Origin of the sequence: uncultured Formosa sp., from assembly GCF_947500765.1 — a bacterium.
GTDB lineage: Bacteria > Bacteroidota > Bacteroidia > Flavobacteriales > Flavobacteriaceae > Formosa.
In genome coordinates, this window is record NZ_CANMTH010000004.1 from 44,808 (window position 1) to 69,750 (window position 24,943).

Annotated in this window: 21 protein-coding genes; 14 read left to right on the forward strand and 7 right to left on the reverse strand. The window is 32.1% G+C overall.

From position 1 onward, the window contains the following. Positions 1 to 68: 68 nt before the first annotated feature. A complete protein-coding gene (locus Q1B05_RS09090) occupies positions 69 to 1,307 on the forward strand; it encodes a DEAD/DEAH box helicase (protein WP_299779841.1) in 1,239 nt (412 codons plus the stop codon). A 233-nt stretch (positions 1,308 to 1,540) separates the two neighbouring features. Continuing rightward, positions 1,541 to 1,747, forward strand: coding sequence for a hypothetical protein (locus Q1B05_RS09095; RefSeq protein ID WP_299779843.1), 207 nt, complete (start codon positions 1,541 to 1,543; stop codon positions 1,745 to 1,747). Position 1,748: 1 nt separating this feature from the next. Here Q1B05_RS09095 and Q1B05_RS09100 read toward each other — a convergent pair whose 3' ends face one another. Then, entirely contained in the window at positions 1,749 to 2,414 is a 666-nt protein-coding gene (locus tag Q1B05_RS09100; RefSeq protein ID WP_299779845.1) for a M15 family metallopeptidase, read from the reverse strand. 44 nt (positions 2,415 to 2,458) lie between these two features. Between Q1B05_RS09100 and Q1B05_RS09105 the strand changes: the two genes are divergently transcribed. The 5 genes from Q1B05_RS09105 to Q1B05_RS09125 all read left to right on the forward strand — a co-directional run bounded on the left by Q1B05_RS09105 (position 2,459) and on the right by Q1B05_RS09125 (position 6,925). Next, complete coding sequence (locus tag Q1B05_RS09105; protein ID WP_299779847.1) at positions 2,459 to 2,818, forward strand: MauE/DoxX family redox-associated membrane protein; 360 nt, start codon at positions 2,459 to 2,461, stop codon at positions 2,816 to 2,818. A 2-nt stretch (positions 2,819 to 2,820) separates the two neighbouring features. Beyond that, positions 2,821 to 3,417, forward strand: coding sequence for an alpha-ketoglutarate-dependent dioxygenase AlkB (locus tag Q1B05_RS09110; protein ID WP_299779849.1), 597 nt, complete (start codon positions 2,821 to 2,823; stop codon positions 3,415 to 3,417). Between the two features lie 365 nt (positions 3,418 to 3,782). After that, positions 3,783 to 4,715: an alpha/beta hydrolase gene (locus Q1B05_RS09115; protein WP_299779851.1), complete on the forward strand. Its 933-nt coding sequence runs from the start codon at positions 3,783 to 3,785 to the stop codon at positions 4,713 to 4,715. A 203-nt stretch (positions 4,716 to 4,918) separates the two neighbouring features. Continuing rightward, positions 4,919 to 6,184, forward strand: a complete 1,266-nt coding sequence (locus Q1B05_RS09120) for a DUF819 family protein (protein ID WP_299779853.1) — start codon at positions 4,919 to 4,921, stop codon at positions 6,182 to 6,184. Positions 6,185 to 6,235: 51 nt separating this feature from the next. Continuing rightward, complete coding sequence (locus tag Q1B05_RS09125; RefSeq protein WP_299779855.1) at positions 6,236 to 6,925, forward strand: DUF4369 domain-containing protein; 690 nt, start codon at positions 6,236 to 6,238, stop codon at positions 6,923 to 6,925. A gap of 76 nt (positions 6,926 to 7,001) precedes the next feature. Here Q1B05_RS09125 and Q1B05_RS09130 read toward each other — a convergent pair whose 3' ends face one another. Genes Q1B05_RS09130 through Q1B05_RS09140 form a run of 3 tightly spaced genes read right to left on the reverse strand, consistent with a single transcriptional unit; the run spans position 7,002 to position 8,759 of the window. Beyond that, entirely contained in the window at positions 7,002 to 7,709 is a 708-nt protein-coding gene (locus tag Q1B05_RS09130; RefSeq protein WP_299779857.1) for an LrgB family protein, read from the reverse strand. Positions 7,710 to 7,718: 9 nt separating this feature from the next. Beyond that, positions 7,719 to 8,081 (reverse strand): CidA/LrgA family protein, encoded by a 363-nt coding sequence (locus Q1B05_RS09135; protein ID WP_299779859.1) that lies wholly within the window; start codon positions 8,079 to 8,081, stop codon positions 7,719 to 7,721. A 24-nt stretch (positions 8,082 to 8,105) separates the two neighbouring features. Next, the gene (locus tag Q1B05_RS09140; protein WP_299779860.1) at positions 8,106 to 8,759 is read right to left on the reverse strand and encodes an HAD family hydrolase; all 654 of its coding nucleotides are present in this window, start codon (positions 8,757 to 8,759) and stop codon (positions 8,106 to 8,108) included. A gap of 322 nt (positions 8,760 to 9,081) precedes the next feature. On the opposite strand from Q1B05_RS09140, the gene Q1B05_RS09145 reads away from it, so the two are divergent. Beyond that, entirely contained in the window at positions 9,082 to 9,459 is a 378-nt protein-coding gene (locus Q1B05_RS09145) for a PH domain-containing protein (RefSeq protein ID WP_299779862.1), read from the forward strand. Between the two features lie 127 nt (positions 9,460 to 9,586). On the opposite strand, the gene Q1B05_RS09150 is transcribed toward Q1B05_RS09145, so the two are convergent. Beyond that, positions 9,587 to 10,627 (reverse strand): oxidoreductase, encoded by a 1,041-nt coding sequence (locus Q1B05_RS09150; RefSeq protein WP_299779864.1) that lies wholly within the window; start codon positions 10,625 to 10,627, stop codon positions 9,587 to 9,589. A gap of 62 nt (positions 10,628 to 10,689) precedes the next feature. Between Q1B05_RS09150 and Q1B05_RS09155 the strand changes: the two genes are divergently transcribed. The 5 genes from Q1B05_RS09155 to Q1B05_RS09175 all read left to right on the forward strand — a co-directional run bounded on the left by Q1B05_RS09155 (position 10,690) and on the right by Q1B05_RS09175 (position 20,793). Further along, positions 10,690 to 11,901 (forward strand): RsmB/NOP family class I SAM-dependent RNA methyltransferase, encoded by a 1,212-nt coding sequence (locus tag Q1B05_RS09155; protein WP_299779866.1) that lies wholly within the window; start codon positions 10,690 to 10,692, stop codon positions 11,899 to 11,901. A 113-nt stretch (positions 11,902 to 12,014) separates the two neighbouring features. After that, positions 12,015 to 14,252 carry an endonuclease gene (locus Q1B05_RS09160; RefSeq protein WP_299779868.1) on the forward strand — a complete coding sequence of 746 codons (2,238 nt, stop codon included), beginning with the start codon at positions 12,015 to 12,017 and terminating at the stop codon, positions 14,250 to 14,252. 160 nt (positions 14,253 to 14,412) lie between these two features. Next, positions 14,413 to 18,099, forward strand: coding sequence for a phosphoribosylformylglycinamidine synthase (purL, locus tag Q1B05_RS09165; protein ID WP_299779870.1), 3,687 nt, complete (start codon positions 14,413 to 14,415; stop codon positions 18,097 to 18,099). 33 nt (positions 18,100 to 18,132) lie between these two features. Continuing rightward, positions 18,133 to 20,157 carry a sensor histidine kinase gene (locus Q1B05_RS09170; RefSeq protein WP_299779872.1) on the forward strand — a complete coding sequence of 675 codons (2,025 nt, stop codon included), beginning with the start codon at positions 18,133 to 18,135 and terminating at the stop codon, positions 20,155 to 20,157. A 3-nt stretch (positions 20,158 to 20,160) separates the two neighbouring features. Then, positions 20,161 to 20,793, forward strand: coding sequence for a response regulator transcription factor (locus Q1B05_RS09175; RefSeq protein WP_299779873.1), 633 nt, complete (start codon positions 20,161 to 20,163; stop codon positions 20,791 to 20,793). 863 nt (positions 20,794 to 21,656) lie between these two features. On the opposite strand, the gene Q1B05_RS09180 is transcribed toward Q1B05_RS09175, so the two are convergent. After that, positions 21,657 to 23,402, reverse strand: coding sequence for a chondroitinase-B domain-containing protein (locus Q1B05_RS09180; protein ID WP_299779875.1), 1,746 nt, complete (start codon positions 23,400 to 23,402; stop codon positions 21,657 to 21,659). A 104-nt stretch (positions 23,403 to 23,506) separates the two neighbouring features. Beyond that, positions 23,507 to 24,169: an RNA methyltransferase gene (locus Q1B05_RS09185; RefSeq protein WP_299779877.1), complete on the reverse strand. Its 663-nt coding sequence runs from the start codon at positions 24,167 to 24,169 to the stop codon at positions 23,507 to 23,509. 61 nt (positions 24,170 to 24,230) lie between these two features. Between Q1B05_RS09185 and Q1B05_RS09190 the strand changes: the two genes are divergently transcribed. Continuing rightward, complete coding sequence (locus Q1B05_RS09190) at positions 24,231 to 24,905, forward strand: NAD-dependent deacylase (RefSeq protein ID WP_299779879.1); 675 nt, start codon at positions 24,231 to 24,233, stop codon at positions 24,903 to 24,905. Positions 24,906 to 24,943: the final 38 nt, after the last annotated feature.

A 24,943-nucleotide genomic window follows, 5' to 3' on the forward strand; every position in this document is an offset into this window, starting at 1 on the left:
AATAATACAAAGTCATCATTTCTCTTGGCTTTTACACTATCTTTGTTGCAATCTTATTTATTAAATCTATGTCGTTTAAAGACTTACACCTTAACAGACCGCTTTTACGCGCTATTGCCGAATCTGGTTACAATGAACCAACTCTGATTCAAGAAAAAACCATTCCTTTTATATTAGAAGGAAAAGATGTTATTGCTTCTGCACAAACAGGAACAGGAAAAACGGCTGCTTTTGCTTTACCTATTCTTCAATTGTTTTTCGACAATCAAGACGCGCCAAAACACGGAAAAAAAATTAAGGCACTAATTATAAGTCCGACACGAGAATTAGCAATCCAAATAGAAGAAAATTTTAAAAAATACAGTAAATACACCAATTTAAAAAGTGCTGTTGTTTTTGGAGGCGCATCTATAGAACCACAAATTGAAATCTTAAAAAAGGGAGTTGATATTTTAATAGCTACTCCAGGTCGTTTGCTAGATTTACATAAACAAGATGTTGTTAACTTAGATTTTGTTCAGACTTTAGTGTTAGATGAAGCTGATTTAATGTTAGACATGGGCTTTATAGACGATGTTAAAAAAATTGAACGTCTGTGTACTAGTGAAAAACAAATCTTACTCTTTTCTGCAACCATGCCTTTTAAGGTAGAACAGTTAGCGAAAACCATCTTAAAGACCCCAGAGCGTGTAGAAGTTTCTCCTACATCTTCGGCTGCTAAAAGTGTTTCTCAATTATTGTTTTACGTACCGAAACCTAAAAAAATAGAATTGTGTTTACACCTTTTAAGAAACACCTTTAAAGGAAATATGCTGATTTTTAGACGTACAAAATTTGGTGTCGATAAATTAGAACAAACCTTAATTAGAAACGGTTTTAAGGTTGAAAGCTTTCATGGAGATAAAACACAAAGTGACAGACAAGCAGCTTTAAGTAATTTTAAAAATGGAGATTCTAATATTTTAATTGCTACAGATGTTGCTGCTCGTGGAATTGATATAGACGATTTAGATGTGGTTATTAATTTTGATATTCCAAACATTCCTGAAACTTATGTACACCGTATTGGACGTACAGGTCGTGCAGGAAAAACAGGAATGTCGTATTCATTTTGTTCAGCAGACGAGAAAACTTATATAAAATCTATTCAGCAATTAATTCAAAGAGAAATTGCAATTGAAGAAAATCACCCGTATTTACTGGATCCTAAAGCAAAACCAGAAGTTCATAAAAAACAAGGCGGAAGTAAACACAAAAAAGGTAGAAAATCTGAAGCCTCTAAAAAGAAAAAGAAACGTTGGTATTAAAAAAATTAAGACGAAAAGAATTTTATTATTTTTAATTATTATATCCTCTTTTACCATAATAGACCAAGCAGTTATTGCTACAGACAATTATAAATATAATATAAAACCTACTGATTTAAATGCACTTACATATTCTATTTCATTAAATCCCGACGGTGTCTATAGACACACTTATTATAAATTTATTGAATTATCTAAAGCTCCACAAAAAGAACTTAAAACTGATACGGAACTTGGTAAATTTCAGTAAAAGTGATCTCTCTTTTAATTCAAATAAAACGAGTAATCCTTCTAAAGACGACTTAAATTTAACACATTATAAGGCGAGATTAGATTATAAATCGCCAAAAAATGCAACATCAGAAGTTATAGCGACAACTATAACATTTTTCGAGACAGATATTCCTTGGATACAAAATTACACGTTAACTAAGGCATGAACTATTCCACAGGAAAGTTAAAATATTGATTTTTAAAGGGCTCGTTTCTTAGCGTAAAATGCCACCACTCTTTGCTATAGCTTCTAAATCCATGTTTTTGCATCACACGCTGCAAAAGTATTCTATTCTCTTTTTGTTTAGTGGTTAATTTAGAGTACGCTACCCAAGAAGGCTCTCCAAAAAAATCGAAAGGCGATCCCATATCTAAGTTTTTACCAGTTTCTGCATTTACAATCGTTAAATCTACTGTGCTCCCACTGCTGTGTCTAGATTTTGAAGCAATATATCCATCTCTAAACAAATAATGTTTATCTACATTTGGGTAAAAGTGAGGCTTCATCAATGTATCATTTACATTTTTTGCCCATTTTATAAAATGATTCACTGCTTCTTGTGGTCTGTAAGCATCATAAATTTTAAGTGATAAGTTTTGTGTTTCTAATTCTTTTTGTACAGCATGTAATGCATCGGCCGTTTCAGAAGTCACAATACCTACAGCATTGTAATAACCATAAATTGGTTCGCCAACAAAATTATAATCAGTACAATACCGTAATTCAAGCTGTATACTTGGCACTACATCTTTTACATATACAAATCCTTTTGGTAATTGTGCAAAAACAGAACTACTTATTAGAAAATATAAAAAGGCTACTTTAAATTTCATGACATCGAGATTTAACGCTAAATTAGATAAAATAATTTTCTCCTATGGTGTATCCTTGGCATTTATATCTCCTGTCTTTTTTATATGTTGTTGCTGGAATTTTACACTTTGTAAAGCCTAATACCTATTTGAAAATTATGCCTAATTATTTACCAAATCCTAAATTATTGGTAGCTTTAAGTGGTATTTTTGAAATTGCTTTAGGCATTTGTTTATGTATTTCGACGTTAAAATCGATTGCTATTTATGGAATTATAGCCATGCTACTTGTGTTTTTACTCGTTCATTTTTATATGCTTAAAAACGAAAAAAATGGGGCTGGAGTACCTAAATGGATTTTAATTTTACGTATCCCAATACAGTTTATTTTAATGTACTGGGCTTATTTTTATATAAATATATAAGTATGCTTTTTAAAGATGAAACAATACCTTTAAATATGAAAGATGCAGAGGTTATATATTATCCTGCATTTTTTTCACAAACAGAAGCAGATCAATTATATCATGTGCTTTTAAATGCTATTGCTTGGCAACAAGATGATATTACCATATTTGGAAAAACACTTCCTCAACCTAGACTTACAGCCTTATATGCTAATAACGACAAACCATATACATATTCTGGAATACAAATGACACCTTATATGTTTTCAGAAACGTTATCGAATATCAAGTCAAAAATTGAAATAGAAACTCATCATAACTTTACAAGTTGTTTATGCAATTTATACCGAGATGGACAAGACAGTAATGGTTGGCATGCAGATAATGAGAAAGAACTTGGCAAATATCCAGTAATTGCATCTGTATCTTTTGGTGCAGAACGTATGTTTCATTTTAAGCACAAAGAAAATGCGTGTTTAAAACAAAAAATAACACTAAATCATGGAAGCTTACTACTTATGAAAGGTGGCACACAAGAGCATTGGCTTCATCAATTACCTAAAACACAAAAGAAAATAGGACAGCGTATTAATCTTACATTTAGAACAATTTATTAAATAAAAAAAACCAAGGTCCCTCAACCTTGGTTTTCTATTATTTGCACGTTATATAATGTTATTAGATTTAGGAAACCACAATCAACGACACAATGCAAATATTAATTAATTAATTAATCCATTACCAAAAAAATTTCAGCATACTTTAAAAGTAAAATTTAAATTCAAAAACATAGATAAAATACATATTATTTCGATGAAATGCGTATTTTTTTAACAAAAAACACTATTACTAGAAGTAAAAACTCACATTATAAATTCTATTGAATATAAATAACTTAGAGATTCTCGTTTGATTCTACGCTATTAGTTTAAATTTGGAAAGAGTACGTTATTTACAATTAAAGTTAAAACCTCCAAATACTATGAAATACCAATTCATATTAATCCTATTTGTATGTTCAATTTTCTCACACGCACAAGAAAAACAATTCAATACAGAAAACCTTAGTATTACAGAGCTCATTGACGGAACATTATTAACACCACTAAATACAACTAATCCTAATCTTGCCATTATTATTGGAGGTTCTGGCCCTACGGACAGAGATGGAAATCAGAATTTCTTAAAAAACAATTCACTAAAAAAATTGGCACAACAACTTACATTAAATAACATTGCTACATTTAGGTATGATAAACGTATCGTGAAGCAAATAAAAAATAACACCATCGATAAATCTATTAAATTTGATGATTTTATATCGGATGCAGAAGATGTATTAGATTTTTTTAAATCTAAAAACACTTTTAATAACATCTATATTATAGGTCATAGCCAAGGCAGTTTAATTGGTATGATAATATCTAAAGATAAAGCAGATGGTTATATTTCTATTTCGGGACCAGGAGAGCCTATTGATCAGATTATTTTAGAGCAACTCTCTACTAATGCACCAATATATCTGGAGGATTCTAAAAAAGTATTTGCTATTTTAAAAACAGGAGAAACAACTACAGATTTCCCTACTGTTTTAGCATCCATTTTCAATTTAGATGTACAACCCTTTATCTCAAACTGGATGACTTATAATCCTCAAGATGAAATTAAAAAATTAAACATCCCTATATTAATTATAAATGGGACTAACGATATACAAGTTAAGGTTGAAGATGCAAAAAAGTTAAAAGCAGCGGCTCCAAAAGCTACAATGAAACTTATAAAAAACATGAATCATATATTTGTAACTATTGAAGGTGAGGGTATAGAAAATTCTAAATCCTATAATGAACCAGAACGAACTATTTCTCCTGAATTGGTAACAAGTATTGTAGATTTTATTCAAAATAATAAGTAAAAAAAAAGCATCCTCGAGGGATGCTTTTTCACTAACTAACCAACCAATATGAAAAATTATTACTAAAATATTAAAGTAACCACACTCTAATATTTGTTATCATAATAATTAACATATAAAAAGCAATCTTCGTGCCAAACTTTAAATACAACATCTTTTTTTTAACCCTCAAATTTGCTATTTTGCAACTTTAACAATTTTTTATGGAAAACACACCCCTATTCACTAATGATGCCATTGTGTTTGGTATTTTAATGCTTTCGCTTGGATTTGTATTTTTTACAGAAGCCAAAAAAACCAAGTTTTGGAAAACATTTTACAAGTACATTCCTGGACTATTAATGTGTTATTTAATACCCGCTATTTTTAACTCTTTGGGTATTATTTCTGCAGACACTTCTCAAACTTATTTTATTGCTAGCAGATACTTTTTACCAGCAGCTTTAGTGTTAATGACCATTAGTATAGACCTTAAGGCCATTTTTAATTTAGGTTGGAAAGCATTAATCATGTTTTTTACAGGAACCATAGGAATTGTAATTGGTGGACCTATTGCAATATTACTTATTTCGGCTATTTCTCCATCTACGGTTGGAGGTGCTGGTTTTGATGCTGTTTGGCGTGGACTTTCTACACTCGCTGGAAGTTGGATTGGCGGAGGACCAAACCAGGCTGCAATGTTAGAAATTTACCAATATAATCAAGAATTATATGGTGGTATGGTATTAGTAGATATTGTAATTGCTAATTTTTGGATGGCTTTAATTCTACTAGGAATTGGTAAACGTAAAAGCATAGATAATTGGTTAAAGGCCGACAATACTGCAATAGACGAATTACAAAGAAAAGTTCAAAGCTTTAGTGAAAAAACAACTAAAGTGCCAACATTAAATGATTATATGATGATTCTAGTATTTGCTTTTGGAGCTGTAGGATTATCACATCTAGGTTCTGAATTTATTTCATCTTTTTTAACAGAAAACTTTTCCGTAGTAAGTGATACTAAAAGTCCGTTATCTTCATTTGGAAGCAGTTTCTTTTGGTTAATTACACTAGCAACAGTCATCGGAATATTATTATCATTTACAAAAGCTAAAAATTATGAAGGTGCTGGAGCAAGTAAAATTGGTAGCGTTTTTATATACATATTAGTAGCAACCATAGGAATGAAAATGGATTTAACTAAATTATTCGAAAACCCAGGATTAATTTTAATTGGTTTGGTTTGGATGATTATTCATGCCGTTTTACTTATAATAGTTGCCAAACTTATTAAAGCACCATATTTTTTCTTAGCTGTGGGAAGCCAAGCCAATGTTGGTGGTGCTGCCTCTGCTCCTGTTGTTGCTGCTGCATTTCACCCATCTTTAGCCTCTGTAGGAGCTCTTTTAGCAGTGTTTGGATATGTAGTAGGTACATATGGAGCTATTCTTTGTACCGAGTTAATGAAAATCGTTGCTGTCAACTAGTTTTTAACAAAAAATTATAAGATATTTGCCTTCCTAAATTCAATCATAAAAATGAAAAACTTATCTATTTTACTCCTTTTATTAATCGTAGTGTCTTGCGGAAAAGATCAAGGAAACTTAACGGTAAACGCACATGTTAAAGGTTTAAAAAAAGGAACTGTTTACCTTCAAAAAATAGAAGATTCTGCTTTAGTTGCTTTAGATTCTATAAAAATTAATGGTAATGAAAATTTTGAATTACACGGACAAGTAGACTCTCCTGAAATTTATTACTTGGTTTTAAATAAGCATGACAAATCTTACGAACGTATACCATTTTTTGCTGAAGCAGGAATAATAGATATAAAAACGACACTAAAACATTTTATTGTAGATGCAGAAATATCAGGTTCTAAAAACCAATCGCTTTTAGATGATTACAATGAATTTAATACAAAAATAAAAAATGCACGTTTAGATTTAATTAAAGAAAAATTTGAAGCAACAAAAGCAAAAGATTCGATTAAATTAGATAAAGTTAATAAAACTGATGCAAGTCTAATTAAACGTAAATATTTATTTACTGTTAACTATGCAATAAACCATAAAGACTCTGAAATTGCTCCTTATTTGGCACTTTCAGAAATTTATGATGCTAACATAAAATGGTTAGACACCATTAATGTTTCCCTTACACCTGAAGTTAAAGCTTCTAAATATGGTAAACAATTAGAAACTTATATAAAAAGTATTAAGGAGTAAAAACCTGTATTAAAAACCATAAAAAAGGCTTCACAAATTTGTGAAGCCTTTTTTGTTATTAAACACTGTATGTACTTTAGAAATCGATCCAAATTCCTAAAAAAGCAATAATATAAGGCGCCAAAAATGCTGTAAATATTCCATTTACAATTAGTCCTATACTAGAAAGTGCACCAAAATTACCACTAATTTCCATAGATTTAGAAGCTCCTAAAACATGTGCTGCTGTTCCCATAGAAATCCCTTGTGCTATAGAACTTTTTATACGTGATATTTTCATGATTTCATATCCAAAAATAGAACCTAATATTCCGAATAAAATAACAACAGAAGCTGTTAACGGCGGAATACCACCTAATGTTTTAGAGACCTCTATAGCAATAGGTGTAGTCACTGATTTTGGAGCAATTGAAAATATAATTTCCTTTGGAGCTCCCATAGCTTTAGCGATTAATACCACCGAAACAATTCCTGCTATACAACCTACCAACTGAGACATAATAATAGGAATGGCTTGTTTCTTTATTTTTTCTAATTGCTGATATAAAGGCACTCCCAATGCTACAATTGCAGGTTTTAACAAGAATTCGATCATTCTACTTCCTTGATGATAGGATTCGAAATCTATTTTAAAAACAGTTAGAAAACCAATGATAAAAATAATTGAAAGTAATACCGGATTTAAAAATATTGATTTAGTCTTTATCTGAATGGTTTGTGCCAAGAAATAAGCCACAAAGGTTAAAGTAAGAATAAAAATATCTGAGTTTAATATCGCATTCATAATCTGTACTTAAGATTGCTTATTTTTTTTAAAGTTTTTTTTATGCTTCATAAATAATTGATGCGTCCAACCTGTACACGCAAAAACAATTATTGTTCCTAATGTAGATGCTACAATTATAGGCCAAAAAGATGCCTTAATTAAATCTAAATACAACATAATTGCTACCCCCGGAGGCACAAAGAAAAAGGCCATATTCTGAGTTAAAAAATTACTAAGCCCACGAACCCAATCTAACTTAACCCATCCCCTTTCTAAAGACAGAGTTAAAAGCAACATACCTATTATACTCGATGGCATTTTAATTCCTGTTAAATACACAAAAAATTCACCAAAAAGCAAACATCCCATGATTATCACAACTTGCCTCATATTACTTATTATTTTTTAAATTATTTATTCTAATATTTTTAATAAATCTAACGGGTGCTTTAATATCGTTTTTGCTCCATCTGCACGCAATTCTTTTTCATCTCTAAATCCCCATAATACGCCAACAGCATGCATACCAGCCTTAGTACCTGTTTGCATATCGACACCTGAATCTCCCACAAACAAAAATGCTTCAGGAGAAACTCCAATCGTTTCACTAAACTGAATTGCTTTTAGAGGATTTGGTTTTTTAAGTGCTTCTGTGGTTAACCCTATAACAGCTTCAAAATTCCATTGAGATAACACAACCTCAACCACTCGCTTTGTAAAATCTTCTGCTTTATTAGAAAACACACCTAATTTTAGCCCCTTTGTAGTCAAGGCATTTAACAAATCTGAAATACCATTATAAGGATGTGTTTTATTGGTACAATTTTTAGCGTAAACGGCAATCATTTCTTTGTAGTAGATATCTATTTTCGCCTCACTTCTTTCAGATTCGGGTAAGGCCCTCTTTACTAAAGTGCGAATGCCATGCCCTATAAATGAAGGATAAGAATTAAGTAAATGAATAGGAAAATTATTATTCTTTAAAACGATATTCATGGCATCGGCTAGGTCTTCAATAGAGTCTACTAAAGTGCCATCTAAATCGAAAATTACGGCTTTATAATTCATAAATAAAAATATATTTCGACGTCAGATATTTGTATTATCTGTGATTATTTTACACATCAAAAATACCGATTTATATACTAAAAAAGGGATTAAAACTAATTGTTTTAGCTTGTTTTACAACTCTTTTATGAAATAAATTAAATTATAATCATATTCATTTTTATAGACTTTTAATTTTAATTTTTTCTGAATTTTACGACAATACAACTTGAAACCTGTTAAAAAATCATAGTATATTTATTTAAAAAAAATATATTTGTGACAACAGTAAACAACCATACACAGCTTAATCATTTTTTTTAAGCAGAAATCAATATACATTATGGGATTATTCAACAAAATATTAGGAAATGCTTCTGAAGTTTCTCCTGAACAATTAAACGAGAAATACAGCCGATTACTTATTGACGGAGAACATGTAGAATTAGGATTTAAACTTTTACGAGACACTTTTATGTTTACAAACAAACGTTTAATTATAATTGATGTACAAGGGCTTACTGGAAGTAAACAAGAATACAGATCGATGCCTTATAAAAGTATTTCTAGATTCTCTTTAGAAACTGCAGGAACATTCGATTTAGATGCCGAATTAAAAATTTGGATATCAAGTGAAAATTTACCATCTGTAAGCAAAAAGTTCAATAAAAGCATAAATGTGTATGAAGTCCAAAAATATCTAGCGCAAAAGGTCATGTAAAGTACTTTTTACAATTTTAATATTTAAAGGGATTTTCTTTACTTAAAGCTTTGTTTCAATAGATAGAAATATTTATTATCAGAATATATCTAATACAAATTCTGTATAGACTAGGTTGTAAATATATTTATTCTTTAAATTCTAATTTAGAAATACGACCTTGTCCTGCCGCATAAGCTAAAGAATCGTTCACAAATCTAATGGTATAGAACGATTCATCACTAATGTGTTTCCAGGTTAAGCCACCATCATTAGATAGATCTATACCTTTAAAACTAACAGCAACTAACCCTTGTGCTTCATGATTAGGAATGTATTGCACGCAACTTTTATATCCTGGCGCTTGTCCATTAGCAACTAACTCCCATGTTGTTCCTCCATTAGAAGTTTTCATTTTATTCGTTGTATTTATATCTGGTTTAGTATAATCTCCACCAACTGCAAAACCATTATAATCATCGTAAAAATCTATAGAATAAATCCCCTGAGTCGCTTCTGTATTTAACATAGGTGTATCCATACTAACCCAAGACTTTCCTTTATTTCCTGTAAAATACATTGTTCCGCTTGTAGTTGCAATCCAAGCTTTGTCTCCTAACACTTTTATATTAGTATTACTTGCTGCAAACGCGCCTTCTCCTTCTAAAGATTCAGGTAAAATATCACAAGTTAATTTCGTCCATGTTTCTCCGCCATCTCGTGTTATTATAATAGACAAACAACCATTAACACTATCGCCTACAGCAAGCCCTTCTTTATCATTCCAAAACGTCATGGCATCATAAAACACGCCTTCTCCTTCCTCTTTATACACCAATTTCATGCTACCATCGTCTCCCGTTTTATATAACAACGCAGGACTTTCAATACTCAACATAAAAAAATCGTTAGCTGTATGTGCAACCGCTCTAAAATGTAACGGCACAGAATCGTGAAGTAGCTTAGACGTTGCCCATTGTTCTTTCTTCGGAAAATATAATCCATAAGCCCCTTGATTTGCGGCAAAGGTTAAAGTACCATCGCCCATAAGTTCTATCGCTCGCACACTTATAGAGTCGTTATAAATATCCTGAACATTAACAGAATTATAGGTTTTAACAGTTTTTTGAACATCTTGTTTACAAGAACTTATTAAAACAATAAGTAAAAGGCTAGCTATTAGTCGCATTTATTAAAATTTTCGCTAAAAATAATTAATTAAACTTACCTTTGTGTCCTTAAATACACAAAATGCGATTACATAGAAATTTATGCTTTGCGGTAGTAGACGGATTAATGCTAATTTTTAACGAAGGAATTTATGCCGACAAAGTAGTACAACAATTATTAAAACGCGATAAACGCTGGGGAAGTCGCGACCGTGGCTTTGTAGCCGAAACAACTTACGAAATCGTACGTTGGAAACGCCTATATGCTGAAATAGCAGAAGTAAAAGAACCATACGATAGAGATAATATTTGGAGAATGTTTGCCGTATGGGCAACATTAAAAGGTATAAAACTACCTGATTGGACTTATTTTGAAAATACGCCTACACGTAAAATTAAAGGACGTTTTGATGAACTTTCTAAAATAAGAAAATTCAAAGAATCTATTCCAGATTGGATGGATGAAATTGGTGCTAGAGAATTAGGTGAAGAACTTTGGACAAAAGAGATTGCTGCTTTAAACCAACAAGCAGAGGTTGTTTTAAGAACAAACACTCTAAAAATCACTAAAGACAAGTTACAAGCCGATCTTTTTGACAACGATATTGAAACAGAATTTGTTAAAGGATATCCTGCTGCACTTAAATTAAAAGAGAGAGCAAACGTATTTACTACGGAATCTTTTAAAAACGGACATTTTGAAGTACAAGATGCATCGTCTCAATTAGTGGCTGCTTATTTAGAAGTTAAACCAGGTATGCGTGTTATAGATACATGTGCTGGTGCTGGTGGAAAAACATTACACTTAGCATCTTTAATGGAAAATAAAGGTCAGATTATTGCTTTAGACATTTATGCAAATAAATTACATGAATTAAAACGTCGAGCAAAACGTGATGGTGCTCATAATATTGAACCTCGTCATATAGACTCGTCTAAGGTTATTAAAAAACTTTACGATAAAGCAGACCGTGTTTTAATCGATGCACCTTGCTCTGGATTAGGTGTTTTAAGAAGAAATCCTGATGCGAAGTGGAAATTACAACCTGAATTTTTAGATAAAATTCGCGCAACGCAACAAGAAATTATTCAAAAATACTCTAGAATGGTAAAGTCAGGCGGACAAATGGTTTATGCAACATGTTCTGTATTACCGTCTGAAAACAGACAACAAGTTGATATTTTCTTAACATCAGAATTTGGAAAAGATTTTACCTTAGTGCGCGACGATAATGTCTACGCTCACAAAACAGGATTTGACGGATTTTATATGGCGTTACTTAAGAGACAGTAACACAAAAAATATTCAAACAATTATTACGAGCTAGTAGAGATTTTTCTTTACTAGCTTTTTTATTTTGTAAATTGAGCCAAAAATCAAATTAATTTAACTTTAAACACTTATTTATGAAACACTTTTACATTACTTTTTCTTTACTTTTTATAACCGCATTGGGCTTTGCTCAACTAACTCCTCCAGATGATTTACAATCGTATTACAACACGGTTAATTTCACTAAAACAGGAGTCGATCTTAAAGCAGACTTAAGTGCTGTAACAATTGCAAAACACGTTAATAAATTAACGTATACTCCTGGTGTTTGGGAAGCTTTAAAAGTTACAGATGTTGATCCTGACAATAGTGATAACGTACTCTTAGTGTATGGTTATGACGATACGGATGGAAGTACATCTACAGATAGAAGTCGATCTAAAACAAATAACGGAGGAAACACAGGGCAATGGAATCGTGAACACATTTATGCTAAATCTTTAGGAACTCCTAATTTAGGTACTGAAGGTCCTGGATCTGACGCACAAATGCTACGTCCTAGTGATATTGGAAGAAATTCTGACCGTGGAAATTTAAAGTTTGCTGATGGTACAGGAACATCTTTTGCAACCACAGATGGTTGGTATCCTGGAGATGAATGGAAAGGAGATTGCGCACGTATTATTATGTACATGTATATTAGATATGGTGAACAATGCTTACCTTCAAACGTAGGTTTTGGAAGTTCTGCTAGTACACCTGACGACATGATTGATTTGTTCTTAGAATGGAACATAGAAGATCCTGTTTCAGACTTCGAAAAACAAAGAAACACCTACCACGGAAACACAGATAACACGTATGCACAAGGAAACAGAAATCCTTTTATTGATAACCCATATTTAGCAACTGCTATTTGGGGAGGAGAAGATGCACAAAATTTATGGGATGGAAACACTGCTGTTACTGATACAGAAGCACCAACAATGCCTACAGATTTAGCATATAGCGATGTTACTGAAGCTGGTGTAACTTTAACATGGACAGCCTCTACAGATAATATTGCTGTAGCGTCTTATAATGTTTATGTAGATGGTACATTCTTAACAAAAGCATATACGAATACTATTACAATTTCAGATTTATCTGCTAACACCACCTATGCATTTTCTATCTCTGCAGAAGATGCAGCAGCAAACGTATCTGCAACAACATCATCTGTATCTGTAACAACGTCTGAAGCGGTTGTTTTTGAATACTGTACTTCTGAAAGTTTTGAAAATATTACTGGAGATGCTAATACGTACTATGATGAAGTAACTTGGACAGGAGACAATGGTTTAACGTGGTCTGCTACAGACACTAGAATAGACCAAACTATAGATGATACTAAAGCAATTTGTATTAGAGACGGTATTTTAACTGCTGCTGAAACTTCTGGTGGTATAGGTTCATTAACAGTAACAACACTACGTGTATTTGGTGGCGGTTCCGGAACTTTCGATTTAGTTGTTAACGGTACTGTAGTTGGACAAATTCCTTATACTGAATTTGCAGAAACAACAACTATCGAAGATATTAATATTGCAGGTGATGTTACTATTATATTTAATAACAAAGCTACAAGTTCAGATCGTGTGGCAATAGACAATTTAGCTTGGACTTGTTATGAAAACACAAATTCTGATTACTGTACAGAAGAAACGTTTACTAACTTAACATCTACTCAAGATTTAAACGATAGCCAATACGGAGATAGAACGTGGACAGGAGATAACGGATTAGAATGGAATGCAACTGGCGCAAGAATAGACTTAAGTAACAATTCTAGCAAAGTTATCACGATTAGAAATGGTGTTTTAACAGCTCCAGAAACCTCTGGAGGTATTGGTTCGTTAACAGTAACAACTTTACGTACATTTAGTGGTGGTTCTGGAACATTCGACTTAGTTGTTAACGGTACTGTCGTTGGACAAATCCCTTACGGTGAAGAAGAACAAATTACAACCATTGAAAACATCAATGTTTCAGGTAATGTATCAGTAACTTTAAATAACATATCTTCTTCTTCAGATCGTGTAATGATTGATGATTTAAAATGGACGTGTTACGATGCTGCTTTAAGTATTGAAGAAGATGCTTTATCAAGCATTAAAGTATACCCTAACCCAGTAAATTCCACTTTAAACATTGCATTACCAAACGGAGAAGCAACTCAGATTAGTATTTATAATATGTTAGGAAAACTTGTTATTTCTAAAACTATACAAGCTAACACTAGTATTGATACTAAAAACTTACAATCTGGTGTTTATATTTTAAGAATGACACAAGACAACGCTACAATTAGTAAGAAGTTAATTAAAAACTAAACCTTATTATAGCTCATATAAAAGCGACCAAATTGGTCGCTTTTTTTATGGGTAAAAGGCTGTAACTACCGAAAAAAAAGACTGCATGATTTTTTGAAAAAATATCGCTAAAAAACACTAATTTTGTCCTTTCTTAAAAAAATAATACAAACCTCATTATATGATTCATTTCTTTGGAAACGTAAACGGCAAATTATTTGCTGTACAAACAGTTAAAGAATTATCGACTGAAACTATTTCAAAATTATCGTGGCTTTTTGGCAACCAGCCTAAGTTAGAACAAGCATCAATCGATGCTTTTTTTGTTGGTCCTCGTGCCGCTATGATTACGCCTTGGAGTACAAATGCTGTTGAAATTACTCAAAATATGGGTATCACAGACATTATTAGAATTGAAGAATTTGAAGCTGTCGCTGAAGATTTTTCAGATTTCGATCCGATGATTTCTCAAAAATTCAACGAATTAAATCAAGACTCATTTACAATTGATATTAAACCAGAACCGGTTTTAAATATTGAAGACATTGCCGCTTACAATGCACAAGAAGGGTTGTCTTTAAGTGATGAAGAAGTGACGTATCTAGAAGGTGTTGCTAAGAAAATTGGGCGTCCGTTAACAGATTCTGAAGTCTTCGGATTTTCGCAAGTCAATTCAGAGCACTGTCGTCATAAAATTTTCAACGGAACATTTGTTATCGATTGTGAAGAAAAAGAGGTGTCATTATTTAAAATGATTCGTGAAACATCAAACAAAAATCCTAACGATATTGTTTCAGCTTATAAAGATAATGTCGCGTTTGTAAAAGGTCCAGTTGTAGAGCAATTTGCGCCTAAAACAGCAGACAAACCTGATTTTTACGAAACAAAAAATTACGAATCTGTAATTTCATTAAAAGCAGAAACTCACAACTTCCCAACCACAGTAGAGCCTTTTAATGGTGCTGCAACTGGTTCTGGAGGAGAGATTCGCGATAGACTTGCAGGAGGAAAAGGCTCTTTACCTCTAGCAGGAACAGCAGTTTACATGACGTCGTATTCGCGTTTAGAAGAAAACCGTCCGTGGGAACAAAAAACACAAGCACGTCCCTGGTTATACCAAACACCAATGGATATTTTAATAAAAGCCAGTAATGGTGCATCCGACTTTGGAAACAAATTCGGACAACCGTTAATTACAGGTTCTGTACTTACATTCGAACACAATGAGAATGCATCATCTAGTACTGCAAACCCTAGAAAATTAGGTTTTGATAAAGTCATTATGCAAGCTGGAGGTATTGGTTACGGTAAAGCAGACCAAGCCTTAAAAGACACACCAAAAGAAGGCGATAAAATTGTTATTCTTGGTGGAGAAAACTACCGTATTGGAATGGGTGGTGCTGCAGTATCTTCTGCAGATACTGGAGAATTCGAATCGGGTATCGAGTTAAATGCGGTACAACGGTCTAATCCAGAAATGCAAAAACGTGCTGCTAACGCTGTACGTGGTATGGTAGAAAGTGACGAAAACTTTATTGTATCTATTCACGATCATGGAGCTGGAGGACATTTAAATTGTCTTTCAGAATTGGTAGAAGATACAGGAGGGAAAATCAATTTAGACAGTTTACCTGTTGGAGACCCTACCCTATCGGCTAAAGAAATTATTGGTAACGAATCTCAAGAACGTATGGGATTAGTTATTGCTGAAAAACATTTAGAAACTTTACATAAAATTGCAGATCGAGAACGTTCTCCGATTTACGATGTTGGAGAAGTTACCGGAAACGACCGCTTTACTTTCGAGTCTAAAACAACTGGTGAAAAGCCAATGGATTTAGCATTAGAAGATATGTTTGGAAGTTCGCCTAAAACCATAATGACCGACAATACCATTGTCAGAAAATATAAAAATCCGCGTTACAAATCTAAAAACTTAAAAATTTATTTAGAGCAAGTGTTGCAGTTAGAAGCTGTAGCTTGTAAAGATTGGTTAACTAACAAAGTAGATAGATGTGTTGGTGGTAAAGTAGCCAAACAACAATGTGTTGGCCCATTACAAATTCCGTTAAACAACGTTGGTGTTATGGCACTAGATTTTAACGGAAAAGAAGGTATCGCAACCTCTATTGGGCACGCGCCTATTTCGGCTTTAATACAGCCAGATGCCGGTAGTAGAAATGCCATTACAGAATCGCTTACCAATATTGTTTGGGCACCTTTAAAAGATAATTTAAAAAGTGTATCGTTATCTGCAAACTGGATGTGGCCTTGTAAAAATGAAGGTGAAGACGCGAGATTATACAAAGCTGTGCAAGCCGTTTCAGAATTTGCAATCGACTTAGGAATTAACGTACCGACAGGAAAAGATTCATTGTCTATGAAGCAAAAATATCCTAACGAAGAGGTTATTGCTCCTGGAACGGTAATTATTTCTGCTGCTGGAAACTGTAATGAAATTTCTAAAGTTGTTGAACCGCTTTTAAAAGCTGATGGCGGAAATATTTACTACATCAACATCTCTCAAGATGACTTTAAATTAGGTGGTAGTTCATTCTTCCAAGCATTAAACGCTATTGGAAACGATACCCCAGATGTTAAGAATACAGACTTTGTTAAGAATGCGTTTAATGCGATTCAGGACTTAATTAAAGCGGATAAAATTGAAGCTGGACACGATGTTGCTTCAGGTGGGTTAATCACAACTCTATTAGAATTGTGTTTTGCTGATGTAAACTTAGGAGCCGATTATGATTTCACAGCTTTAAATGAAGAAGATTCACTTAAGATATTATTCTCTGAAAATGCAGGACTTGTTTTTCAAGCAGATGCTTCAGTAGAATCTATTTTAGCTGAAAACAATATTGAAGTATTTAAAATTGGAACAGCTAATGCGTCTGGTAAAATAAACATTAAAAACAACGAAGATGTATTCGCTTTTGATGTTGCCGAATTAAGAGATGTATGGTACAAAACATCTTATTTATTAGACCAAAAACAAACCAAAAACAATGTTGCTGATGCGCGTTATGCAAATTATAAAAATCAGCCATTACAATATACATTCCCAAAACATTTCACAGGGAAGCGTCCTACAATAGATACTAGTCAGCCAAAACCAAAGGCTGCTATTATTCGTGAAAAGGGAAGTAATTCTGAACGTGAAATGGCAAATGCCATGTATTTAGCTGGTTTTGATGTGAAAGATGTACACATGACCGATTTAATTTCTGGTCGTGAAACACTTGAAGATATTCAGTTTATTGGTGCCGTTGGTGGATTCTCAAACTCAGATGTTTTAGGTTCTGCTAAAGGTTGGGCTGGTGCTTTTATGTATAATGAAAAAGCCAAAACGGCATTAGAAAACTTCTTTAAAAGAGACGATACGCTTTCTGTTGGAATCTGTAATGGATGTCAACTTTGGATGGAATTAGAATTGATTAATCCAGAACACGACGTTCACGGGAAAATGTTACATAACGACTCGCATAAACACGAGAGTTCATTTACTTCAGTGAAAATTCAGAAAAACAATTCTGTAATGTTATCGAGTTTAGAAGGAAGCACACTTGGTGTTTGGATTTCTCACGGAGAAGGAAAATTTAACCTTCCTAAAGAAGAAAGCCAATACAACATTGTAGCGAAATACGGTTACGAAAGTTATCCTGCAAATCCTAATGGCTCGGACTTTAATACGGCCATGATGTGTGACGCTTCAGGAAGACATTTAGTAACTATGCCACATATAGAACGTTCTACATTTCAATGGAACTGGGCAAACTATCCTGCAGGCAGAACCGACGAGGTTTCTCCTTGGTTAGAAGCATTTGAAAATGCTAAAAAATGGATTGACGGGAATAAACAATAAATTTCATTACATTCGTTTTTATAAACGGAGTGAATGAAATATATAGTACTAGTCTTTATATTACTGACTAACACAATTATACTTGCACAAAACACAACGCATCAACTTGACGTTGATGCGTTGAAAGTGCAAATAAAATCTGAGAACAATAAAGTAGAAAAACTAAAACTACTTGATAGTTTAACCGAACTTGTTTTTCAGAAAACAGAACTGGGCTTCGACTCCATCGCTCGAGTGACTATAGATTATGCTATTGAATTAGACTCCTTTAATCTAGCCTCCAACACGACTCAAAATCTTATAAATTATTACAATAATGTTTTAGGAGAACCTGAAACAGGAATTATCGTTTTCAATAAATATTTTAAGGCTGTAAAAGACCATATCACAGACAGAAATGTGGCTGGTATATATATAGATGCTGGAGATAGTTTTTATTTTGCAAAAGAAATAGACACAGCCATGTCTTATTACGATAAGGCAATAACATATGCAGAAAAGGCCGGAAACGAACGCCTTAAAGCCTTTGCTATCTTAAACCAAGGTTACGCTTTTATGGACGAAGGTCAGTTTCCTAAAGCATCGCAACACTTGCAAAAGGCCTCCAATATTTTTGTTACAGCGAAGGACACCTTTAATATTATTGCCTCTAAAAATGCCTTATCTATTTTATACAGTACTAATGGTTTTTTAAAAGAAGCAAAAGAAGAACGCGATCAAGCCATAGCGCTAGCCGAATTGACTAAAAATTATGGATTACTTGTTTCTTTATACGTTAATACGGCTTCAGATTATAAAAAACAAAATCTACAAAAAGAGCGTATAGAAAATTTATATAAAGCCGTTACCGTAAATAAAAAATCGGATAACTACGAATTTTTTAATCCTATACTTTTAAACGTTTTAGTTATTGCTTATGCTGAAAACGATAGCATAGCCAAGGCTAAGTCGTATTTAAAAATGTTAAAACAAGACCAAAGAAACATTGAAGGTATTTATGAAAATTACTACTATAGAGCATGCAGTCATTTAGCGTATGCTGAAAAAGATTACAATACTGCATTACAATGGAATTTACAATATCTAGACCTTGTAAAAAAATCCAATAATATTGAAAGCATAGAAGATGCAGAGACATTATTAGCTAAAGTTTACGAAAAATTAAATTTATATGAAGGTGCTTACACACATTTAAAAGCGTCTAAGAAGATTGAAGATTCCTTAAAATCTGTTCAGAAAAATAATGCTTTAAGCTATTACCAAACGCTTTACGAAACCAATAAACGCGACCAAAAAATAAAGGATCAGAACAGTGAGATAAAATTGTTAGACGAACAACACACTCGTAAAGCACAATTAATGTGGCTAAGTATAATTATTCTTATTGCTTTATTTTCAATCATTTATTTATGGCGTTCTCGTAAATATTCACAAAAAAATGTTGAACTTCAAAAAATATTTGCAGAAGATTTAATTCATAGTGTAGAAGCCGAACGCAAACGTATTTCGAGTGAACTACATGATAGTATTGGTCAGAGTTTGTTACTTATCAAGAATAAAATTTTCTTAGAAAGTGAAAACAATACAGACACCGCTCTGGTTGATCACGCTATAGATGAAGTTAGAAATATATCACAACAATTACATCCCTTTCAGTTTGAAAAGCTAGGATTAATAAAATCGATAAAAAATACGATAGAAAATTTTCAGATTAATTCAAAGATATTTTATTCTGAAGATATTGAGGTTGAAATCTTAGATATTTCAAAAGATAAAGAAATTTTTATTTATCGTATGATTCAAGAATGTTTAAATAATGTTGAAAAACACTCTGAAGCAAAAGCCTGCGCAATACGCATAGAAAATTTAAAAGAAGCAGTCCTTTTCGAAATAAAAGATAATGGTATTGGTTTTGATGTCACACAAAACACTGAATTACTTAATAGTTTGGGAATGAAAACCATAAAAGAACGCGCTCAACTTATTGGTGCACAACTAAGTATTAATTCAGTAAAAGAAAAAGGCACAACCATTCAAATTAAAATTCAAAAAAATTAAACCATGTCAACTACTATTATTCTTGCAGACGACCATCCTTTATTATTAAACGGTACTAAAGAATTTTTAGAAAAAAAATGGTTTAAAGTTATTGATACGGCAACCGATGGTAATAGTGCTTATAATAAAATAGTAGAACTTAAACCGGATATTGCTATTCTAGATTTTGACATGCCAAAACTAAACGGTCTAGAAATTGCGCAAGAAATAAAACGTAAGAACCTTGCAACTAAAGTTGTTATTTTAACCTTACACAAACAAGAAGCTATTTTAAAACAAATTGGAGAAACCATTCATGGTTACATTACAAAAGATAGCGCTTTAGAAGAATTAGAATCATGCCTAGAAAGCCTAAAAAATAACACAAATTATATAGGTGAAAAATTAAAAAACAATACACATTTTAAAACCAATCTAGACACGAACTTAAATAAACTGAGTGCGACTGAACTAAAAATTTTAAAATATTTAGACAAAAACCTAACTAGCACACAAATAGCTGAAGAGTTATTTATTTCTAAACGTACAGTAGAAAAACACAGAAGTAATATAATTAAAAAGTTAGAAATAGATACCACGAACCAAAATGCACTCTTTATCTGGTTAAAAAACCATCCAAACACCTTTAATACGTAGTCTTACGTATATTATTTTAATCGTATAATTAATAACTTTGACACGCATTAAATATAAATTACCATCATTAGTATTCATTCCTTCTTTACACCGAATAACTATTGGATTTTAAACGTTTTTTCTATTGAGTTACACAATAAAGAAACTTATAAAATACAACCCGATGGCTATAGCTATATTATTTTTAAGTTAGAAAAAACAGGCACTACACTATACTACAAACCATTTATTACACCTTTAATATTAAATTCAGATACGTATAGTATATATTACATAGTAAAATGCAGACCTACTTATGTTGGTTATTTGATGAAATATAAAATTAAAGCAACTTCTAAAAAACCAAAAGATTTTTTGTCTAGTTTATCTTCTGTTAAATTTAAAACGATAACACCAACTATACTTGATAATATTTTGATTCATTTGCATAGTCAAAACAAAAGCATATCCTTACCTGAACTAAAGATACATTATCAATGTTCAGGTATCAATCTTGAAGCCCTTTTCAAAAAAAACATTGGTATCTCATTTGCTGACTATCAAAACATCATATTTAAAACTACGTAAACCTACGCATTGTGAGGTTTTAATAAAATCTATAATTTAGCAATAACTTATAAGACAATAAGATATTTTAAATATTCTAAACGTTTTATAATAAACCAATAATATTGTTTCAAACAATATAAAAGTGCTATTAATCAACTAAAATCAGACTAGGACATTTCTTTCTTAGTCTGTTTTTTTATACTTTTTTTTCTAGCTTACATTACAAACGTAGTAATTGACATATTATAAAAAAAGATGCTCTTAAAACTAAGAGCATCTAACATAGATTAATTATAATAGAAAAATAATTCACCTTATCTTATCACTATTTTTTTAGAAACATCTTGAACTTTCACAATATAAGTTCCTGCTTTAAGATTTTGAATATCTATTACAGCTTTAGACAAATTAAAATTTTCTTTAATAATTAGTCGCCCAGACATATCTGATATTTCTACATTACCTAAAGGTCGATTATCTAACGAAATATTTAAAACAGCACCATTAGATGGTATAGGATAGATTTTAAGGTTCTGTTCTAATTTTATAACATTTCCAATTCCTAAGGTTATATTAGATCCGAACCCAACGGTAATGCCTACATCAGATTGACTATAAGGAAACATAGTTCCTCCTGCATTTAATTCTTCTGCACCTGCATCAAAAGCATCTTGTCTTTCACCTTCTAAAATATCTGATGTTAAAAAAGAATACAATCCTACTCCTGAATCTACAGCTGCACTTCCTGAAACAACTCTATAAAAACCGGTATTAGAAGCTAACAAACCTGAACTTACATTTATATTAAAATCTGTATCTGTAGTTATATCCCAAGCCCCATTTTGTTTGATATTACCTTCAATTTTTGATAAATCGCCAATAGGATCTGTTGTTAGCTGAATGGCTTTGGTTGTGTTTTCATAAATCACATTATTCGCTACAACTAAGTTTTCTGGAGCAAGCGTATTAGTACTTTTAATTTTAGTTCCAATTCTTAACCCATAATCACAATTTACTAATGTATTGTTTACAATGCTTACGTTTTTAACCTGATAATATTCATTTAAAGCACTATTTGGTTTCCCGTTAGATACGTTAATTCCACCAGTTCCTCCAGAAGTAGACCCGTCCGGTTTTTTAGAGTTAATCCCTTCAATATAATTATTGTAAATCAGGTGATTTTCTCCCATTACACGAATCCCTCCAGTAAATTCATTTTTATTTGCAAAAAAGAAATTATTATACACTTCGCAACCATTACCATGACGCAAAGTTAAAGCTCCTTGATAATCATCGAATGTATTATTATAGTATTTATTCTTTCCGCTTTTGTTTGAAATCACTTCAATTTCTCCACTAAAATTATAGAAATAGTTATTGTAAACTTCGGTATAAGAATCTGATAAAGATGTAGAACTACTTCCAAGTCTAATGGCATCTTGATCGTTTAAATCATTAATCTCACCCACAGGTGTGCGGTCTGCAAAATAGTTATGATGAATTTTATGATAATTAGCAGCTGTAGAACTTCTGTTATCGTTAATTATGCTTCCAACGCCATGTTTTCCAATAAACGACGAGTAACTCACCTCATTATGTGTTCCTCTTAACAAAATCCATTTAAAAGTATCTTCCTCTTGTGCCTGCGTCCCATTATAATTATCTATTTTTATATTGGTTACGGTACAATGATTACAATCATTAGACGACTTAAATTCTACAACAGGGTTATCTGTATCAAGATTTGAAGGATTTTGAAATACTACATCTTTAAAAACAATATACTCTCCTCCCATTTCAACATAAGAATTTCCTTCAAAAAACACTAATCCAGGCGTTTCTGCTTGAATAGTTACAGGAGATTCTTCAGTTCCAGTTTTATTAATATTTAAATGCACATCTTTCCATGTTGCATTAGCAAGTGTAATAGTTGTCCCTGCTGAGGCATTAGATATAGCTGTTGCTAATTCTGTATTTGTACTCACTAATTGAGCGTAAGTAGACATTGAACAAACAAGTAAAATACCTGTTATAAAAATTGATAATTTAGTATTTAACATAATAGTTAGTTATAAAGTATAAAGTGTTAAATTATAGTAGCCTAAAGGCTAATAAAGGTTTTATTCTTAGTGTTTATCAAAAATCGAACCATAATAGTAATTAATTATTTACTCACATTCTTATAAAAATGTTCAACAATCTCATCATAACTTTTAATTGTTTTCTTTATCCAATCCATACGCTTTTCTAATTGCTCGTCTTCAGAAAGTCTCCAATCAATATCAGTCTGTTTTAATTTAGTTGTTACATGCTGTAAGATAATTGCTGCTGAAACCGAAATATTCAAACTCTCTGTAAAACCAACCATTGGGATTTTTAAAAAAGAATCGGCTTCATCTATTACAGTTTGAGACAAACCCTCTGTTTCTCTTCCAAAGAAAAAACAAGCAGGTTTAGTAACATCAAAATTATGTAGTTCACAATCGTTTTGATGCGGAGTCGTAGCCACAATCTGATAGCCTTTCTGTTTTAAATCTGTAATACAATCTTTAACGTGATTATATCTATTTAAATCGACCCATTTTTGCGCCCCCATTGCAATCTCTCGATCTATTTGTTTAGAATTGCGTTCTTCTACAATATTAACTTCCTGAATGCCAAAAACATCGCAACTTCTAATAACAGCACTAGTATTGTGTAATTGATAGACATCTTCTGTTGCTACCGTAAAATGTTTAGTCCGTTGTGGTAACACAGTATCAAAACGGGCTTTGCGCTCTGGCGTGATAATAGACTCTAAATGCTCTAGAAGTTGTAAATCGATCATTACTATAAATTCAAGTTTATAAATCTTCGAATTTATAAAAATGATTTCTTATTTTTAGATTATGAAACATATAGTTGTACTAAGTGGTGCTGGAGTTAGTGCCGAGAGTGGTTTAAAGACCTTTAGAGACGCAGATGGTTTATGGGAAGGCCATGATGTTATGGAAGTTGCAACACCTGAAGGGTTTGCAAAAAATCCCGAATTAGTATTAAATTTTTATAATGAACGTAGGAAACAACTGCTACAAGTAAAACCAAATAGTGCCCATTACGACTTGGCGAGTTTAGAAAAAGATTACAAAGTGACCATTATTACTCAAAATGTAGACGATTTACATGAACGAGCAGGAAGTACAAACGTAATTCACTTACACGGAGAATTACTGAAAGCCAGAAGTATAGAAAACAATGAAATTATACCTTGGGATAAAGACATGAAACTTGGTGATTTGTGCGCAAAAGGACATCAAATTAGACCACATATTGTATGGTTTGGAGAAGCTGTACCTATGATAGATTTAGCTGTTGAAGTTTGTAAAACTGCAGATATTTTAATTATTATAGGAACTTCTATGCAAGTGTATCCTGCTGCGGGCTTAAAAGATTTTGTTAAACCAGGAACTCCAATATATTATATAGATCCTAATCCTGCTACTATCCATGACAAACATGTTAAAACCATAAAAGAAAAGGCTTCTACAGGAATGAAAATGGTAATAAAATCTTTAACTTCCTGATAAATACAACACAAAACGCTTCTATCGAAAAAACATAA

Bases quoted from the DNA above. Each gene is read 5' to 3' on its own strand.
- Q1B05_RS09090 (WP_299779841.1), top strand. From the start codon at position 69: ATGTCGTTTAAAGACTTACACCTTAACAGACCGCTTTTACGCGCTATT.
- Q1B05_RS09100 (WP_299779845.1), bottom strand. From the start codon at position 2,414: ATGAAATTTAAAGTAGCCTTTTTATATTTTCTAATAAGTAGTTCTGTT.
- Q1B05_RS09105 (WP_299779847.1), top strand. From the start codon at position 2,459: ATGGTGTATCCTTGGCATTTATATCTCCTGTCTTTTTTATATGTTGTT.
- Q1B05_RS09110 (WP_299779849.1), top strand. From the start codon at position 2,821: ATGCTTTTTAAAGATGAAACAATACCTTTAAATATGAAAGATGCAGAG.
- Q1B05_RS09115 (WP_299779851.1), top strand. From the start codon at position 3,783: ATGAAATACCAATTCATATTAATCCTATTTGTATGTTCAATTTTCTCA.
- Q1B05_RS09120 (WP_299779853.1), top strand. From the start codon at position 4,919: ATGGAAAACACACCCCTATTCACTAATGATGCCATTGTGTTTGGTATT.
- Q1B05_RS09125 (WP_299779855.1), top strand. From the start codon at position 6,236: ATGAAAAACTTATCTATTTTACTCCTTTTATTAATCGTAGTGTCTTGC.
- Q1B05_RS09130 (WP_299779857.1), bottom strand. From the start codon at position 7,709: ATGAATGCGATATTAAACTCAGATATTTTTATTCTTACTTTAACCTTT.
- Q1B05_RS09135 (WP_299779859.1), bottom strand. From the start codon at position 8,081: ATGAGGCAAGTTGTGATAATCATGGGATGTTTGCTTTTTGGTGAATTT.
- Q1B05_RS09140 (WP_299779860.1), bottom strand. From the start codon at position 8,759: ATGAATTATAAAGCCGTAATTTTCGATTTAGATGGCACTTTAGTAGAC.
- Q1B05_RS09145 (WP_299779862.1), top strand. From the start codon at position 9,082: ATGGGATTATTCAACAAAATATTAGGAAATGCTTCTGAAGTTTCTCCT.
- Q1B05_RS09150 (WP_299779864.1), bottom strand. From the start codon at position 10,627: ATGCGACTAATAGCTAGCCTTTTACTTATTGTTTTAATAAGTTCTTGT.
- Q1B05_RS09155 (WP_299779866.1), top strand. From the start codon at position 10,690: ATGCGATTACATAGAAATTTATGCTTTGCGGTAGTAGACGGATTAATG.
- Q1B05_RS09160 (WP_299779868.1), top strand. From the start codon at position 12,015: ATGAAACACTTTTACATTACTTTTTCTTTACTTTTTATAACCGCATTG.
- purL (WP_299779870.1), top strand. From the start codon at position 14,413: ATGATTCATTTCTTTGGAAACGTAAACGGCAAATTATTTGCTGTACAA.
- Q1B05_RS09170 (WP_299779872.1), top strand. From the start codon at position 18,133: ATGAAATATATAGTACTAGTCTTTATATTACTGACTAACACAATTATA.
- Q1B05_RS09175 (WP_299779873.1), top strand. From the start codon at position 20,161: ATGTCAACTACTATTATTCTTGCAGACGACCATCCTTTATTATTAAAC.
- Q1B05_RS09180 (WP_299779875.1), bottom strand. From the start codon at position 23,402: ATGTTAAATACTAAATTATCAATTTTTATAACAGGTATTTTACTTGTT.
- Q1B05_RS09185 (WP_299779877.1), bottom strand. From the start codon at position 24,169: ATGATCGATTTACAACTTCTAGAGCATTTAGAGTCTATTATCACGCCA.
- Q1B05_RS09190 (WP_299779879.1), top strand. From the start codon at position 24,231: ATGAAACATATAGTTGTACTAAGTGGTGCTGGAGTTAGTGCCGAGAGT.